General features: G+C 63.7%; 18 protein-coding genes and 1 other RNA gene. 7 read left to right on the top strand and 12 right to left on the bottom strand.

Annotated features, from left to right (window positions below):
* Positions 1-20: 20 nt before the first annotated feature.
* The 4 genes from B2V17_RS06985 to B2V17_RS06970 are packed head-to-tail and all read right to left on the bottom strand — an operon-like array spanning position 21 to position 4,246.
* Positions 21-773 carry a TIGR02186 family protein gene (locus B2V17_RS06985; RefSeq protein WP_292996550.1) on the bottom strand — a complete coding sequence of 251 codons (753 nt, stop codon included), beginning with the start codon at positions 771-773 and terminating at the stop codon, positions 21-23.
* On the bottom strand, positions 770-1,684 hold the full coding sequence (locus tag B2V17_RS06980) for a sulfite exporter TauE/SafE family protein (RefSeq protein ID WP_292996549.1): 915 nt from the start codon (positions 1,682-1,684) through the stop codon (positions 770-772). Before B2V17_RS06980 ends, B2V17_RS06985 begins: the two co-directional genes overlap by 4 nt.
* A gap of 52 nt (positions 1,685-1,736) precedes the next feature.
* A complete protein-coding gene (locus B2V17_RS06975; protein WP_292996547.1) occupies positions 1,737-2,876 on the bottom strand; it encodes a hypothetical protein in 1,140 nt (379 codons plus the stop codon).
* The gene (locus B2V17_RS06970; RefSeq protein ID WP_292996545.1) at positions 2,873-4,246 is read right to left on the bottom strand and encodes a glycosyl transferase family protein; all 1,374 of its coding nucleotides are present in this window, start codon (positions 4,244-4,246) and stop codon (positions 2,873-2,875) included. The genes B2V17_RS06975 and B2V17_RS06970 overlap by 4 nt, the downstream gene beginning before the upstream one ends.
* Positions 4,247-4,522: 276 nt before the next feature.
* Here B2V17_RS06970 and nhaA point away from each other — a divergent pair, with 276 nt between their 5' ends.
* Both nhaA and B2V17_RS06960 read left to right on the top strand, forming a co-directional pair.
* Complete coding sequence (gene nhaA / locus B2V17_RS06965) at positions 4,523-5,710, top strand: Na+/H+ antiporter NhaA (protein ID WP_292996543.1); 1,188 nt, start codon at positions 4,523-4,525, stop codon at positions 5,708-5,710.
* Positions 5,707-5,964 carry a hypothetical protein gene (locus B2V17_RS06960; protein WP_292996541.1) on the top strand — a complete coding sequence of 86 codons (258 nt, stop codon included), beginning with the start codon at positions 5,707-5,709 and terminating at the stop codon, positions 5,962-5,964. The genes nhaA and B2V17_RS06960 overlap by 4 nt, the downstream gene beginning before the upstream one ends.
* A gap of 3 nt (positions 5,965-5,967) precedes the next feature.
* Here B2V17_RS06960 and B2V17_RS06955 read toward each other — a convergent pair whose 3' ends face one another.
* Both B2V17_RS06955 and B2V17_RS06950 read right to left on the bottom strand, forming a co-directional pair.
* Positions 5,968-6,402, bottom strand: a complete 435-nt coding sequence (locus B2V17_RS06955) for a VOC family protein (RefSeq protein ID WP_292996539.1) — start codon at positions 6,400-6,402, stop codon at positions 5,968-5,970.
* 72 nt (positions 6,403-6,474) lie between these two features.
* Positions 6,475-7,224, bottom strand: coding sequence for a TorF family putative porin (locus B2V17_RS06950; RefSeq protein WP_292996537.1), 750 nt, complete (start codon positions 7,222-7,224; stop codon positions 6,475-6,477).
* A 257-nt stretch (positions 7,225-7,481) separates the two neighbouring features.
* Between B2V17_RS06950 and B2V17_RS06945 the strand changes: the two genes are divergently transcribed.
* Positions 7,482-8,282, top strand: a complete 801-nt coding sequence (locus B2V17_RS06945; RefSeq protein ID WP_292996535.1) for a metallophosphoesterase family protein — start codon at positions 7,482-7,484, stop codon at positions 8,280-8,282.
* The gene (locus tag B2V17_RS06940; protein WP_292996533.1) at positions 8,279-9,589 is read left to right on the top strand and encodes a UDP-glucose dehydrogenase family protein; all 1,311 of its coding nucleotides are present in this window, start codon (positions 8,279-8,281) and stop codon (positions 9,587-9,589) included. Before B2V17_RS06945 ends, B2V17_RS06940 begins: the two co-directional genes overlap by 4 nt.
* A 6-nt stretch (positions 9,590-9,595) precedes the next feature.
* Here B2V17_RS06940 and B2V17_RS06935 read toward each other — a convergent pair whose 3' ends face one another.
* The 6 genes from B2V17_RS06935 to B2V17_RS06910 all read right to left on the bottom strand — a co-directional run bounded on the left by B2V17_RS06935 (position 9,596) and on the right by B2V17_RS06910 (position 12,555).
* Positions 9,596-9,751 (bottom strand): hypothetical protein, encoded by a 156-nt coding sequence (locus B2V17_RS06935; protein WP_292996531.1) that lies wholly within the window; start codon positions 9,749-9,751, stop codon positions 9,596-9,598.
* A gap of 24 nt (positions 9,752-9,775) precedes the next feature.
* An RNA gene (rnpB, locus tag B2V17_RS06930) (RNase P RNA component class A) lies at positions 9,776-10,213 on the bottom strand.
* A gap of 74 nt (positions 10,214-10,287) precedes the next feature.
* Positions 10,288-10,626, bottom strand: coding sequence for a hypothetical protein (locus B2V17_RS06925; RefSeq protein WP_292996529.1), 339 nt, complete (start codon positions 10,624-10,626; stop codon positions 10,288-10,290).
* Between the two features lie 20 nt (positions 10,627-10,646).
* A complete protein-coding gene (locus B2V17_RS06920; protein ID WP_292996527.1) occupies positions 10,647-11,348 on the bottom strand; it encodes an N-acetylmuramoyl-L-alanine amidase in 702 nt (233 codons plus the stop codon).
* A 142-nt stretch (positions 11,349-11,490) separates the two neighbouring features.
* On the bottom strand, positions 11,491-12,129 hold the full coding sequence (locus B2V17_RS06915; protein ID WP_292996525.1) for a histidine phosphotransferase family protein: 639 nt from the start codon (positions 12,127-12,129) through the stop codon (positions 11,491-11,493).
* Between the two features lie 30 nt (positions 12,130-12,159).
* Positions 12,160-12,555 carry a M67 family metallopeptidase gene (locus B2V17_RS06910; protein WP_292996523.1) on the bottom strand — a complete coding sequence of 132 codons (396 nt, stop codon included), beginning with the start codon at positions 12,553-12,555 and terminating at the stop codon, positions 12,160-12,162.
* A 16-nt stretch (positions 12,556-12,571) separates the two neighbouring features.
* On the opposite strand from B2V17_RS06910, the gene B2V17_RS06905 reads away from it, so the two are divergent.
* The 3 genes from B2V17_RS06905 to B2V17_RS06895 form a co-directional block, all read left to right on the top strand.
* Positions 12,572-13,522: an RluA family pseudouridine synthase gene (locus B2V17_RS06905; RefSeq protein WP_292996521.1), complete on the top strand. Its 951-nt coding sequence runs from the start codon at positions 12,572-12,574 to the stop codon at positions 13,520-13,522.
* 105 nt (positions 13,523-13,627) lie between these two features.
* Entirely contained in the window at positions 13,628-14,548 is a 921-nt protein-coding gene (gene rpoH / locus B2V17_RS06900; RefSeq protein ID WP_292996519.1) for an RNA polymerase sigma factor RpoH, read from the top strand.
* Between the two features lie 229 nt (positions 14,549-14,777).
* Positions 14,778-15,545 (top strand): outer membrane protein (locus B2V17_RS06895; protein WP_292996517.1); only part of this gene is annotated, 768 nt, incomplete at its 3' end.

The raw sequence follows: 15,545 nt of genomic DNA, 5'->3' as shown, positions 1-15,545 counted from the left end.
TAAAATAGGGCTAAATCGCGCTAGACCAGCGCGAACAGCCGCCCGGCCAGAAAGCCCATCGCAACCGACAACGCGACCGCGATCAGTCCATAGAAGAAGCCGTTATATTCAGCGAACTGGGCAACCGCTCGCTCGAACCCCTGCTTTTTGACTTCGACCCGGCTGATCGCCGAGGCGACCACCCGGCCCTTGGTGATGGCAAAGGTTTCGGCGGTATAGGTCCCGGTCTGGACATTGGAGGGCAGCGCGATCCGCGCCTGATACAGCACCTGCTCGGATACCTTCACCCCGCGCGGATCGTCCTTGTAGAGCCCCTCGCGCTGCATCAGGTCGACCAGCCCGGTCGAGAAGCGCGCCTGCTCCTTGGGATCGAATGCCCCGATCGGGGAAAGCTGCAGCCAGGGCAGGCCCAGTTCGTAAATTGCGGCGGTCTTGTCATCGACGATCTTGGGGATCGGCCGCGACGAGGCGACCGCAAAGAAGGACGGAGCCGAACGGAATTCGGTGCTTTCGGCGTTGACCCAGATTCCGGCGATGCGCTGCTTCTCGCGCAGCACAATCGAATTGGTCGGTCCCTTCAACACCACTACGATATCATAATCCTGACCGGCGCGGGTCCCTTCCGGGGTCAGGATCGCGCCGAACAGCAGCAGCTCGGTGCCGCGGAAGCCCTGCCGCACCTGCACTTCATGCTGCGAGACTTCTGGCACCAGGATCGGATCGCGCGCGCCGGTCAGCACCAGCAGGCAGAGCAAGGCGATCAGCGCCCTCATGACAGGTTCACCGTATAGATCTCGTCCGGTTGCCAGCCGAGCCCCAGCGCCATCCGCAGTGCGACCAAGAGGACGACCGCCGCGAGGACAAAGCGCAGCTTCTCCGCCGGGATCTTCTGCGCGATCTGGGCACCGATCTGCGCCCCTGAAACCGAACCGATCAGCAGCAAGGCAGCGAGGACGATATCGACCGCGCGGGTGGTCATCGCGTGCATCATCGTGGTGGTCATGGTCACGAACAGGATCTGGAACAACGACGTGCCGACCACCACGTTGGCGCTCATCCCCAGAATGTAGAGCATGGCCGGGACCAGTACGAAGCCACCGCCGATCCCCATCAGCATGGTCAGAATACCGGTGAATACGCCCAGCAACAACGGCGCAAGCGGAGAGATGTAGAGCCCCGAGCGGTAGAACCGCCAACGCAGCGGCAGGCTGGCGACCATCGGGTGATGGCGGCGCTTGCGCGCGGGCAGCGGAACGCCGGTTTTCTGCGCCTGCAGAACCTGCCAGCTTTCCTTGGCCATGACATAGCCGATCCCGCCCAGCAGCGCGACATAGAGCACGTTGATCACCACGTCGATCTGGCCCAGTTCCTGCAGCAGGCGGAACAGCACGGCGCCAATCGCGGTGCCGATGATCCCGCCGGCGACCATGACTCCACCCATCTGGTAATCGACACCGCCGCGCTTGGTGTGAGCCAGAACGCCGGACACGCTGGCCCCGGTCACCTGGCTGGCGGCAGAGGCGGCGGCGACCGTTGGCGGGATGCCATAAAAGATCATCAACGGCGTGGTCAGGAACCCGCCGCCCACGCCGAACATGCCCGAGAGGATGCCCGTCAGCGCGCCAAGCGCGACGATGACCAGGCCGTTGACCGCAAGGTTGGCAATCGGAAGATAGACGTCCATCTGTTGCCGAGAGGTCTAGACCGCCCAGACGGCCAAAAAAAGGCCTGTGGACCTAGAAACCCGCAGAAAAGGTGACGGCTACGCCTGAACCCGGCGCCGCATCACCGGCAACGCGGAAGCGGTAGTCAGCGCTGAGCCGGGTCCGGACGCTTCCGACCGGCAAGTCGAAGCTGGCACTTGGGCCCATATCGAGCCGAGATGCGCCCTTCTGCGCCCCGCCCCAGGCCCCGCCACCCAGCCGGAATTCGCCTTTGTCGCTTCCTGCAACTGCCTTGTCGATCCGCAGCTGGCCATCGATAAACGGGGTCTTGTCCTTGCCGCCAACCCAGCCAGCCTGACCATAAGCCTCACCGCGCAGACCAAGCGGAAGCCTGGCCGGCGGCAATTCGGTCACCGCAGCAAAGGCCGGTCGCACGTCATCGCCGATGGCCGTGCGGGTGACTCGGCCTTCGGCCATCAATGCCACTGGCAGCTTAGACAAAGGTCGTACCGCCAGCCCAAGTGCCAGCTCCTCGCCGCGCGGACGATAGAGCCCACTGCTGGCGCGCAAATACAGTGTCGGGCGCAGGTTGCTGTCGGGACTGAGCCGATAGCGCAGGACTATACCTACTTGACTAGAGCCATAGGCCCCCGATGGCAGGCTGGCGCCGGGCAGACCCGCGCCGGGAAGGTTGAAACCGTTGCCTCCTTCGCGCCACAGGATCCAGCCATCGGCCGACCAGTGTTGTGCCTGACGGCGTGCTGTCGGCAAATAGGGAACCGGCGGTGAAGCCGTCATCTGCCCTTGGTCAGCAGCGACCGCATCGTCTGGCAGCGGCATGTCCGCCATCGCAGCCATGTACAGCAACTGATGACCAGCCGCGATCCGCGGCGGGACCGGCTCCTCGATCTGGGTTTTCGGTGCGGCAGACGGATCGAGCGGAATGCTGGTGACCGGCAGTGCAGGCGGTTCAGCCGCATGGTGTTCTTTTTGCGGGGTAATCCGCCGTTGCATAGCTTGCGGCGCAGCGGGCGCCGCTTTTGCGGAAGCGCCCGGCTGGCCCTCCACCGGCTCGATCAAGGCGACCGGCTCAGCGGCATCCTGGGGCAGCGCGGCCCAAAGCGCGGTTCGTGCCCCAACCCAGCCGAGCAGCAGGATCGCCAGCGCCGTTAAGGGTTGGCCGCGACGAGCGCTGCGTGATGGCAGCTTCATGCCTGCACCTGTCGCAAGGCCGAACTGGCCGGATGCAATTCGTGCGTGGTCTTGTCCCACACCACCTTGCCGGTGCGGAGTGAGCGGAAATAGGCGACGAGAGCCCGCCGACCGGCCATGATCGCGATGATATTTGCGACCGGAATCCGCATCACCGCCAGGCAGCCTTCGGCCAGGCCGTATTCCCGTGCGGTAAACAAAAATCGAAGCACCGATCGCCACAGGAACCCGGCAAAGCTGGCCCCGAGCATAACAGTCAGCGCCAGCGACAGGCTGCGCGGCGAGCCATATCCGGCAAAGGAAAAGCCCAAGAGCACCGCATCGATCACCAACAACAAATAGGCTGCGGCCAGCACCACCGCGGTAAGCGGACCGCGCCGATCGCGCAGCGCCATCCAGCGCTCAACGAAATTGTTGCCCCAGCCCATTCGATCCCAGCCTTGCAAGGCAATTCCGTGGATCCAGCGGGTTTTCTGGCGAACGGCGGAATCGAGCTTGCAGGGGAAGAAAGATCCGGTGGCAACAAGCGCACCCGAATCATCGCGCACCCGAACGAAGGCACTACCGCGTCCGCCTTGTGACATGACCAGACCAAGCTCGTAATCCTCGGTCAGGCAATCCGGTGCAAAGGGTCCAGCCTCTCCGTCGGCGGTTCGGCGCGCGGCAAGTTCGCCCAAGGCATTTCGCGAAACCCCGCATCCGACCCCGGCTGCAGGCAGCGGGGCATTCATCGCCGCGCGCACCACCATGCCTTTGGCATGGCTTTCGGCAAACTCATCGGAATAGTGTCCGGCGATCCAGCGGGATTCGGGCTGCGGCTCGGGCCGGACCGGCAGCTGGACGAAATCACGCATGACCAGCGCCGAATCGATCGCCTGCAAAGCGGCGGGGTGAACCATGTCTTCGGCATCGTGCAGAATCACGCTGGCAAAGCGGCGCCCATTTCGGGCTTCGTCATCTTCCAGCGCGCGGTAGAGCCGGTTGAGGCAATCTGCTTTGGTGGTCGGCCCAATGGCACCGTGGACCACGATCCGCACCCTGGGATCACCCTCTGCCGCAGCACTGGCAGCCAACAGGGTTGCCGGATCGTTGCGGTAGCAGCCGACATAGATCCTCAGTTCGCGCTGCGGCCAAGAGGCCAGCATATGCGCCACTGTGGTCCCGATCACGGCCGATTCCTGGAACGCCGGGATCATCACCGCGGCAGGGCCTGACAGCGGCTCCGCGCCATAACCGACAGGCAGCCGTTCTGTCCTGATCTTGCCGGTCAGGCGCAGCCACAACCAGGTAAGATCGATCGCGAATTCATCAATCAGGCCGATGCAGAACCAGAACGCAGCGAAGGCCAGCAGTTCATGCTCGAAGAGCATCAGCCCCTCGACCAGGGACTGCCATCCCGATCCCGCCCCGTTCATCGTGTTCTGCGGCCCCTGTAGCTTGCCAAAGAAGAAATCAGCCTATCGCCATGCTGACCGGCATGCAACGCACAACAGCGCGAACAAATCGAATTCGGATGCGGTTTTTTGAATATTTACGAAATAATAGTGTGTCGGCGCAAGTTGTGCGAATTCGGGACACCGATCTGACCGACCTGATCCGATCCGGATTCGATTGCAAATCGCTGTCTGCTCGGCAATCAGGCGGGCATGAACCGCATCCGCCGCCCCTTTGCACCGTTGGCCAGCCTTTCCATCCGTCTGTTTGGGGGCGAGGCGGGCGCGGGCGTGCTTTTGATCATGGTCGCCATCGCAGCAATGATCGCGGCCAATTCGCCGCTTGCCCATGGCTATCACGCGCTGTTCCACGATCCGCTGGGGTGGAGCCCGATAGCCAAGCTGAACACGCTGCACCTGTGGATCAACGATGCCTTGATGGCGCTGTTCTTTTTCGTGGTCGGACTGGAGATCAAGCGCGAGGTGCTGGACGGCGAACTCGCCAGCCCGGCCCGCCGCCGCCTGCCAGTGCTGGCCGCGGCTGCCGGGATGGCGGTTCCGGCGCTGGTCTTTGTCGCCGTGACGCAGGGCGATCCCGCGCTCCAGCCCGGCTGGGCGATCCCTGCGGCGACCGACATCGCCTTTGCGCTGGGCGTACTGGCGCTGATCGGCAAGCGCGCGCCGCCCAGCCTGCGGCTGTTCCTGCTGACCGTGGCGATCGTCGACGATCTGGGCGCGGTAGCAATCATCGCGCTGTTCTACACCGCGACGCTCAAGCTCGGCTGGTTGGCTTTGGCCGGAGCGATCCTTGCCGGGATGGCCTTGCTCAACCGCACGGGCGTTAATCGCGGCTGGCCTTACGTTCTGGCCGGAGCGGCGCTGTGGTTTGCCGTGCTCCACTCGGGCGTCCATGCCACGGTCGCCGGTGTGCTCGCTGCGTTGACTGTGCCGATCAGGCTCGATCGGCAGGGCGACAGCCTGCTGCTGCGGATGGAGCATGCGATGGCGCCGCTCAGCGCCTATCTGATCGTGCCGTTGTTCGGCTTTGCCAATGCCGGGGTGGCTGTGACCGGGCTGGCGCTGACCGATGTCCTCGCGCCGCTGCCGCTGGGCATCGCGCTGGGGCTGTTCCTGGGCAAGCAAGCCGGAATCCTCGGCGCGATCTGGGGCGCGCAGCGGTTTCGCCTGGCGCAGCTCCCCGCCGGGGCCAGCTGGACCCAGCTGTGGGGCATGGCACTGCTGTGCGGGATCGGCTTCACGATGAGCCTGTTCATCGCCCAGCTTGGCTTTCCGGCCAGCCCGGACTTGGTCGATGAGGCCAAGTTGGGCGTGCTGCTCGGCTCGCTGCTTTCGGCGTTGGCGGGCTATGGCGCATTGCGGTTTGCGGCGGCGCGACAATGAGCGACCGGCCTGCCTGGTTCGGCAAGTACTGGGTCCCGCGGCGCAAGCGCTTTCGCTATGTGCCGATCACCTGGCAGGGCTGGCTGGCGCTACTTGCCGCAATCGCTGCGCCGCATCTGGTCTGGCTCGTCCCTTCCGAACTTTGGCCGCATCCCTTGCTGAAATTGCCCGTGAGCATCGGCTTGCTTTTGTTGGCGATCGCGTTGCTGTTTCGGCTGGTCAAGGCCCGCAGCATCGAGATTGCGCCAGGCTAGCCCTTACCAGCTCCCGACGTTCTCCATGCTCGCCCACGGTTCCTGCGGCGGCAGGTTGCCGTCCTGCAGCAGCTCGACCGAAATCCCGTCGGGCGACTTGACGAAGGCCATGTGTCCATCGCGCGGAGGGCGGTGGATGATATGGCCCGCCGCCTGCAACGCAGCGCAGGTCTCGTAGATATTCTCGACCCGGTAAGCGAGATGGCCGAAGTTGCGGCCACCGGTGTAGCTCTCGCCAGCACCATCCTCGGGCGGCCAATTGTAGGTCAGCTCGACCTCGGCCACCCCTTCCTCGCCGGGTGCGGCCAGAAAGATCAGCGTGAAACGGCCTTGCGCGCTTTCATAGCGTCGGACTTCCTTCACCCCGATCAGGTCGAAGAAGGCGATGGTCGCGTCCGGATCGGTGACCCGGATCATGGAGTGGAGGAATTTGGTCATGCCGCCTCCTACCGTGAAAAGGCCCGCCCCGGCAATCCGGAGCGGGCCTTTCGTTGTGATGGGGCGTGCAGCCTAGAACGCGTACTTCAGCTGAGCGACGACCGCATCGTTCGAGAAGCTGTCGATCGAGGTGCCGTCGACGCCAACATAGGTGACGCTGGCCGACAGGCTCTTGGTGATCGCATAGCTGGCTCCGACCGAGTAATCCCAGCCGCCACCCGGGCCGGCGCCGGTCAGCACCTTGGGCGAAAGCGCGCCATCGGAATAGCCGAGGTGCGCAGCGATCGAAACCGGGGTGTTGGGCACGCCCAAAGTCCAGTCGGTCGCGACGTAAACGTTATCGTCACCGCCCAGCGAATCCTGCTTCCAGGCATAGTTGACGCCAACCTTGGCCGAGACCGGGCCGAGCGTCTTGGTCAGCGAGGCATAGGGTTCGAACACGTTGCCATCGCCAACGTTGCCGTTGGGATAGACGTAGTAGACCAGGCCGACATCGGCGGTCAGCCCATCGGCGACCGGACCGGTCCAGCCGGCGTAGAAATCGGTTTCAAGCGAACCATAGACGGCCGAATCTTCGAGGTTCGAAGCCCAGACGCCGGCATAAAGGCCGCTCTTGTGGTTGATGTTGATCGAACCCTGCACGGCCGGATCGCCAGCGGTGTAGGAAATGCCGCGGAAGCGGTAATCGGTCACCATTGCAACGTTGCCAGTGATGGTAACTTCGGCTGGTGGATCGGTTTCGTCAGCAAATGCGGGAGTGGCGGCCAATCCGCAGCCAACGATCAGAGAAGCGGCGAGAAGGCCGCGGACGGACGTGAGCATGGCAATCTTCCTTCGATTGTTCTTCAAGCTTCGTCCCACCTGCGCCCACCGCGTGATCCCTCATTGCCGGGGAGCATCGCCTTGGACGAATTTGCTTCAGCACACTTTTGCTGCACTGCACAAGACCGAATGTGACATTTCATTGCGCAGAGCGGCCCGACTGTGACATTCCCGCAACGCCGGTGCCACTGCCCCGCCACTGCCATTGTCCGTTAACAATGCCGGGTCTATAGGCAGCGCCGAAACGAGCCTGCCCGATGTTATCCAAGCTTCGCAATCTGTTCGGCGCCGCCGAGAGCGCTCCGCCTGCCGCGGTCCCGGCCGGGCAGCGGGTCTATGCGGTGGGCGACGTGCATGGCCGGGCCGACCTCTTCGCCGCGCTATCCGCCGCGGTCGATGCCGACGACGTGGCGCGCGGAAATGCCGAAACCACCGTGGTCCTGCTGGGCGATCTGGTTGACCGCGGACCGGACAGCGCCGGGGTGCTGCGGCTGGCCCGCGCCTGGCAGGAGCGCCGCCCGCTGCGCGCGCTGATGGGCAATCACGAAGAAATGTTCCTCGACGCGCTGGAGAAGGAAGACGTGCTGCGCCACTTCCTGCGCTATGGCGGGCGCGAAACGATCCTGTCCTATCCGGTCGATGCCCAGGCCTATGCCGAAGCTACCCTGGCCCAGACCCAGGACCTGATCCGCGCCGCCCTGCCGGCCGAGGACCTGTCTTTCATGCGCGGCATGGAGGACATGATCCGGATCGGGGACTATCTGTTCGTCCATGCCGGAATCCGTCCGGGCGTGCCGCTGGAAGAACAGCGCGTCGGCGATCTGCGCTGGATCCGCGAACCCTTCACCACCGCCCGCGACAATCTGGGCGTGACCGTGGTCTATGGCCACACGATCTACGATGATGCCGAACTGGCCCCCAGCCGGATCGGGATCGATACCGGGGCCTATGCCTCGGGCAGGCTGACCGCGCTCGGCCTCGAAGGAACCAGCCGCTGGCTGATCGAAGCCCGCGAAGAGGGCGGCACGGTGTCCGTGTCGCAAAGGAGTTTGTCATGAAGATTGCGATGGTCGGCTCGGGCTATGTCGGGCTGGTTTCGGGGGCCTGCTTTGCCGATTTTGGCCACGACGTGGTCTGCATCGACAAGGACCCGGCCAAGATCGAAAGCCTGCAGGCCGGGGTCATGCCGATCTATGAGCCTGGCCTCGCCGAACTGGTCGGCTCGAACGTCAAGGCCGGGCGGCTGACTTTCACCACCGACCTTTCCGAAGGGATCGATGGCGCCGCCGCGATCTTCATCGCGGTCGGCACTCCCAGCCGCCGCGGCGATGGCCATGCCGACCTGTCCTATGTCTACGCCGTGGCCGAGGAAGTCGGTGCAAATTTGAAGAGCGACGCCGTGATCGTCACCAAGTCGACCGTCCCGGTCGGCACCGGCGACGAGGTTGAGCGGATCCTGACCGAGGCGGGCCCCGGCGCGAAGTTCGCGGTTGCCTCCAACCCCGAATTCCTGCGCGAAGGCGCGGCGATCGGCGATTTCAAGCACCCGGACCGGATCGTCGTCGGCACCGAGGATGAATGGGCACGCAGCGTGATGACCGAGGTCTATCGCCCGCTGTTCCTCAACAAGAGCCCGATCCTGTTCACCAGCCGGCGCTCCAGCGAGCTGATCAAGTACGCCGCCAATGCCTTCCTCGCGGTCAAGATCACCTTCATCAACGAGATGGCCGACCTGTGCGAAAAGGTTGGCGCGGATGTGCAGGACATCAGCCGCGGGATCGGGATGGACGGGCGGATCGGCTCCAAGTTCCTCCACGCCGGTCCCGGCTATGGCGGATCGTGCTTTCCCAAGGATACGCTGGCCCTGCTCAAGACCGCCGAGGACTATGAGGCGCCGACCCGGATCGTCGAGGCAGTGGTCAAGGTCAACGATGCCCGCAAGCGCGCAATGGGCCGCAAGGTGATCGAGGCGCTGGGCGGCATGGACGCGGCGCGCGGCAAGAAGGTCGCGCTGCTCGGCCTGACCTTCAAGCCCAACACTGACGACATGCGCGACGCGCCCAGCATCGCGATCGCCTTGGCGCTCAGCGACGCCGGGGTGGAAGTGGCCGGCTATGACCCCGAAGGAATGGAGCTGGCCGCGCCGCTGATGCCCGAAGTGGCGATGCAGAAGAACGCCTATGCCGCGATTGAAGGCGCCGACGCGACCGTGATCGTCACCGAATGGGACGCCTTCCGCGCGCTCGACCTCGACCGGATCAAGCGGATCGCCAAGGCCCCGGTGCTGGTCGACCTGCGCAATGTCTATGACCCCGCCGAAGTGCGGGCCAAGGGGTTTACGTACGTGAGTGTCGGGCGGCCTTAGGGCCTCTTATCGGCATTTGATCCGGCTGGTCAGGTGAAACTGCCAGCAACGTTCGCAGCGGTAGGCCCGCAGCGGCAATTCCGCTTCGGCGGCAACCAGCTGCGCGGCTTCGCGGCTGGGGTAGCGGGCCTTCCTGGCGCAGATGCTTTGCCGGGTGCGCATGGGTCTGCTCGGGCCTTTCAGGTATTCGCCAGGGGGCCTGTAAGCCGGGTTCTGTAGCGCGGACGGTATCCCACAAGAGACCGTATCCCCGCTGGCAGCCATTCCTCTAGGCCTTGTGTCGCCACAAGGCTCAAGCGACCAACCCGGGCGGTCGATGCGAAACACACCAACTGATCCTTGCGAACCAGCGCGCCGCCCCTATTCGGTCTTGCTCCGGGTGGGGTTTGCCGTGCGAGCCCTGTTACCAGGGCCCCGGTGCGCTCTTACCGCACCCTTTCACCCTTACCTTCCGCGACCCGCTCATCCTGAGCCTGTCGAAGGAGGCGGTTTGCTCTCTGTGGCACTTTCCCTGGGCTTCCCTGCAAGCAAGTCGCCCGGCGGGCGTTACCCGCCACCCTCGTTTCGTGGAGCCCGGACTTTCCTCGCGGTTCAAACGAACCCCGCGGCTGCCCGGCCCCCTGGCGGTCATGAGACTAGAGCAACGATCTTAGAGCCGCAAGCGAACTGGTTGAAACAATGTTCGACGCGTGCCTAGCCTAAGCTGCACCTCTCTCGCTCCAAACCTTTATGACGAAAACAAAATACTCTGGTCCGTGCACCTTCACCGTCACGAACGATGGCACCAAACTGTCTCCCACAAATGAGGGGATAGCTTCATAGGAATTTATCTTCCTTTGCATAATCAAGTCTCGAATTGTATTGCTATCGAGCTCCTCTTTTTGATCAACGGCAAAAGGCGGAACAAAAACTACGTTTTCCTTACGGTCTTCGCCACCAAATATCTCAGGCAGCAGGAACATCTTCACGAGACTTCCTGTCTCGACGTGCCCCAAAAGGTCATCACGAGTAGCGACATTGGAATAATCGATGTGCACCGGTGCTTCCTCTAGTGTTGCTACCGCGTCTTCCCGCTGTCGCGATCCAACAACAAAGAAAACAGGATCGCCGAACACTCGCCGTCGACCACCCCGTCGATGATGTGCGGCCGCCAGCGGCGCTGGAACGCGCGCATCGCGGCCTGGGGGTCGGAGATGTCATAGCCCCAGCGCTCAAGCCCCAGGAAAAACGCGCCGTCATTCTCGAACGGGCTGGGCATGGTCACGCGCGGAGTGCGCAGCGCGAGGCGGTGGGCGGCGAGCAGGTCCCAGTCGAACAGTTCGCCGGGATCGTCCTTGCGGGTCGGCGCAATGTCAGAATGGCCGACCACGTTGGCGCGGGGGATGTCGTGGCGCTGGACCATGTCGGCCAGCAAGGGCAGCAGCGCTTCCATCTGCGCGTCGGGGAACGGGCGATAGCCCCACTCGTGCCCGGGATTGACCAGTTCGATCCCGATCGAGGCCGAATTGATGTCGGTGATCCCGCGCCAGAAGCTCTTGCCGGCATGCCAGGCACGGCGGTCTTCGCGCACCAGGCGGTGGACGGTGCCGTCCTCGTCGATCATGTAATGTGCGGAAACCCCGCCTTCCTCGCTGCACATCCGCTCCAGCGCTTCGGCCCCGCTCGGCATGCCGGTGTAATGCAGCACCACCATCGAGATCGGCAATTCCCGCTCGTTCCAGTTGGGCGAGGGATTCTCGAAGTGGATCAACTCGGTCATGCCGTGCGCCTCGACGGTCCTTCGAGACGGGCCTTCGTCAAGCTCAGTCCCTCCTCAGGATGAGCGTTCAGCCCAGGTCCGCTCATCCTGAGGAGCGACTGAGGAGCCGCGCAGCGGCGTCGCGAAGGCGCGTCTCGATGGATCACCCCGGCAGCACCGCACCCATCACCAGGGCATCGTCGGACAGGGCATATTGCAGGCCGCCGCCGATCCCGGCCGCAAGCTGCTGGATCATGTGCGCGGGTGCCGTACGACTGGTCAGTTCGCCCGCTTCGAGCACTCCGTCGATCGCCCGGCCGATCACCGGATCGAAGGCGATCTTGGGCCCGGATGCGCGGATCACGATTTCGCTCGCCCCGTCGCGCAGTTCTGCGCCGATATCCAGCGTTCCGCCGCGGACCAGTGCCTCGATCCCGATGTGGGCGAGGTTGAGCAGCACCTTGACCGCGGGCTTGGGCAGGACCGGCACCCCCAGCGACCAGTTGAGCTTGATCCGCTCGTTCCCGGCGACCAGCGCGTCGATCAGCGCCTTGGGCTCTTCGACCGGCACCGTATCCCCGAAGCCCCCGGCCGCGCCGAAGGCCAGGCGGAAGAACTTGAGCTTGTCTGCGCTGGTCCGGGCCGACTGTTCGAGCAGTTCCATGCAGCGCTTGCGCATTTCCGGGTCGCGCTCTTCCGCGAGCAGTTCAAGCCCGTTGGAGAGCGCGCCGACCGGGCTGAGCAGGTCGTGGCACAGGCGCGAACAGAGCAGGCTGGCAAGATCAAGCGAGGTGTCGGTCATCGGGGCCCCTGATACAAGTTGAGGCCACCCTTAGCCGTCCACGACTCGGCTGGAAAGGCGTTCGAATCCATTGGCTCCATCGCGCCACCACAGCACAGCGCCATTGGCGATAATTGCCCAAAAGCGACCTGCCCGCTCGGCCATGGCAAAATCTTCGTCCGAAGGCCCGGCCCGGCCGTTGGGGTGCGAGTGGTAATAGCCCAGCACCTGCGGCCCGCCCGCCCGCGCCGCGCGGTGCGCCGCGATCAGCACGGCGGGATCGATCTCGAAATGGCGGGCCGGATCGGGATGGACGTTCGCGGCGGGCAAGGCCTGGCCGATCCGGCTTCCCTCACCCAGCAGCACGCCGCAGCATTCCAGCGGATCTGCCCGCGTCGCTTCTTCCAGCAGTGTGGCAATCGTGCCACTTGTCACTTCAAGGTCCATCCCCAACTAGCTAGCAATGAACGGGGGAGAATCCATCCTTTCCGGCGTTATCGCCGAAGGCGGGCTGCGGCTCGACAAGGCGCTGGCCGATGCCAGCGGGCTTTCGCGTGAGCGGGTCAAGGCGCTGATGGGCGAAGGCCGGGTGCTGCTGGATGGCAAGGCCTCCAGCCAGCCCAGCTTCAAACCCAATGCCGGAACCGCGTTCGAGATCCGGGTGCCCGATACGATCCCGGCCGAAGCGGCGGCGCAGGATATCCCGCTGAGCATCGTTTACGAGGACGCCGACCTGGTGGTGGTCGACAAGCCAGCCGGGCTGGTCGTGCACCCGGCTGCGGGCAACCTCGACGGCACTCTGGTCAACGCCTTGCTGCACCATTGCCGGGGCCAGCTTTCGGGAATCGGCGGGGTCGCACGGCCGGGTATCGTCCACCGGATCGACAAGGAAACCTCGGGCCTGCTGGTCGTCGCCAAGACCGACAAGGCACACGAAGGGCTGGCCGCGCAGTTCGCCGACCATTCGATCGAACGCGCCTATCTGGCGGTTGTCGCAGGCATGCCGGTTCCACCCTCTGGCACGGTCAAGGGCCAGATCGGCCGGTCGGACCATGACCGCAAGAAAATGTCCGTGCTGCACGACCTCAACAAGCGCGGCAAACATGCCGTAACCCATTACAAGACGATCGAAACCTTCGCCGGCGCCGCGCTGGTCGAATGCCGGCTGGAAACCGGGCGGACTCATCAGGTTCGCGTTCACATGTCGTCAATCGGCCATCCGCTATTGGGGGATCCTGTTTATGGACGCACTCCCTCGCGGCTTCGGCCGATGCTCAACCAGCTTCACTTCGCCCGGCAGGCGCTGCACGCCGCAGTGCTGGGCTTCATCCACCCGGTCACGGGGGCAGCCTTGCGTTTCGAAAGCAAGCTGCCTGCCGATATGGCCGGGCTGTTGGTCGAATTGAGGAGCTAAAGCACAGCTATTGTGTTATCACTTTAATCCATGTGGCTGCCGCCGGGGAACGCCTCTAAAGGGTTCCTCAAGGGTGAGCCGACGATGAAAGGACGAATTGATCAGATGTCCAAGGCCGAACCTAAACTGCCCGCAAAGGGCGGAACCAGCCTCCCCAGCCTCAGCGGCGAGCAGGGGCTGAACCGCTATCTGGCGGAGATCAAGAAATTCCCGGTGCTGACGGCTGAGCAGGAATACATGCTCGCCAAGCGCTATGCCGAACACCAGGATCCCGAAGCCGCTGCCCAGCTGGTCACCAGCCATCTGCGGCTCGTCGCGAAGATCGCGATGGGTTACCGCGGCTATGGCCTGCCGGTCAGCGAGCTGATCAGCGAAGGCAACATCGGCCTGATGCAGGGCGTCAAGAAGTTCGAGCCCGAGCGCGGGTTCCGCCTCGCGACTTACGCGATGTGGTGGATCAAGGCTTCGATCCAGGAATTCATCCTGCGCAGCTGGTCGCTGGTCAAGATGGGCACCACCGCGGCGCAGAAGAAGCTGTTTTTCAACCTGCGGCGGATGAAGAAGAACCTCGACGCTTACGAGGATTCGGATCTCCATCCCGATCAGGTCAAGAAGATCGCCACCGATCTCGGCGTGTCCGAGCAGGAAGTGGTCAACATGAATCGCCGGATGATGATGGGCGGCGATGCCAGCCTCAACATCTCGTTCAACGACGAAGGCGAAGGCCAGTGGCAGGATTTGCTGGAAGACAACGGCCCGCTGCAGGACCAGATCGTCGAGGACGCGCAGGAAGCCGGCAATCGCCACGCCCTGTTGGTTGAAGCGATGGACAGCCTCAACGATCGCGAACGCCACATCCTGACCCAGCGCCGCCTGACCGAAGATCCGCGCACGCTTGAGGAACTGAGCCAGGAATACAACGTCAGCCGCGAACGCGTGCGCCAGATTGAAGTGCGCGCCTTCGAAAAGCTGCAAAAGGCGATGTTGCGGATTGGCGGGGAAAAGCGGCTGCTTCCCGCAGCTTGACGATCAGCCGCTGATTCAGTTGCCGTATCACCCGATGGGGGCGGAAGATTCCGCCCCCATTTTCGTTCCGATTCGGGGCGCAAAGGCTTACAGCGCTCGGAAAAATTTGACCGCTTATGTGCCACAAGGGCAACACCTTGGCTTAATTCCAAACTTGCCTAATGTGGGTGCTAGAGTTAGACCTAGGAAGATTTCTGAAGGCGAATCCTTAACAAAGGGGAAGTTGAACATGCGTAAGACGATCATAGGGCTGGCCATGGCCACCACCATGCTCGCCACGCCCGCTATGGCGCGTGACGATTCATGGTACGTGGAACTCGATGCCGGCGGCATGAAGTTGGAAGACACCCACTTCGATGTCGGCACCACCCCCAACGCAACGACCGTTGATCACGATATCGGCGCGGATGCCGGTTTCATCGTCGGTTACGATTTTGGTGCCTTCCGGCTTGAAGCTGAAGGTGCCTACAAGGGCACCAGCCCGGATGGCATCAGCACCGCGGTTCGCATCCCCAACGCCGGCACCCTGACCCAGCCGACTGCTTACAGCTTTGTCGGTCGCCAGGAAGATCCGAACGTCGGCGGCAAGAACAGCGCGCTGAGCTTCATGGTCAACGGCATGGTCGATTTCGGTCCCGATGATGGCCTGCAGGGCTTCGTTGGTGGCGGCGCCGGCTACGCGACCGTCAAGCACGAAGTTTCGATCAATAGCGCCGGTCCGGGCTGGCTCGACGATTCGGATGGCGGTTTCGCCTGGCAGGCGATCGCCGGTGTTCGCACCCCGATCAGCAAGCACTGGGACCTGGGCCTCAAGTATCGCCTGTTCAACGTCAACAATGTTGACATGGTCGACAGCGCTGGCCGCGCCGTCAGCTCGCGCTGGCGTTCGCACTCGCTGCTGATGACGCTGGCGTACAACTTCGGCGAAGAAGCGGCTCCGCCGCCCCCGCCGCCGCCGCCTCCGCCGCCGCCTCCCCCGCCGCCCCCGCCGCCCCCG

It is taken from the genome of Novosphingobium sp. UBA6272 (assembly GCF_002440635.1).
Lineage (GTDB): Bacteria > Pseudomonadota > Alphaproteobacteria > Sphingomonadales > Sphingomonadaceae > Novosphingobium.
Note: the sequence above shows the minus strand (reverse complement) of the source record. Positions and strands in the feature narration are given on the sequence as shown.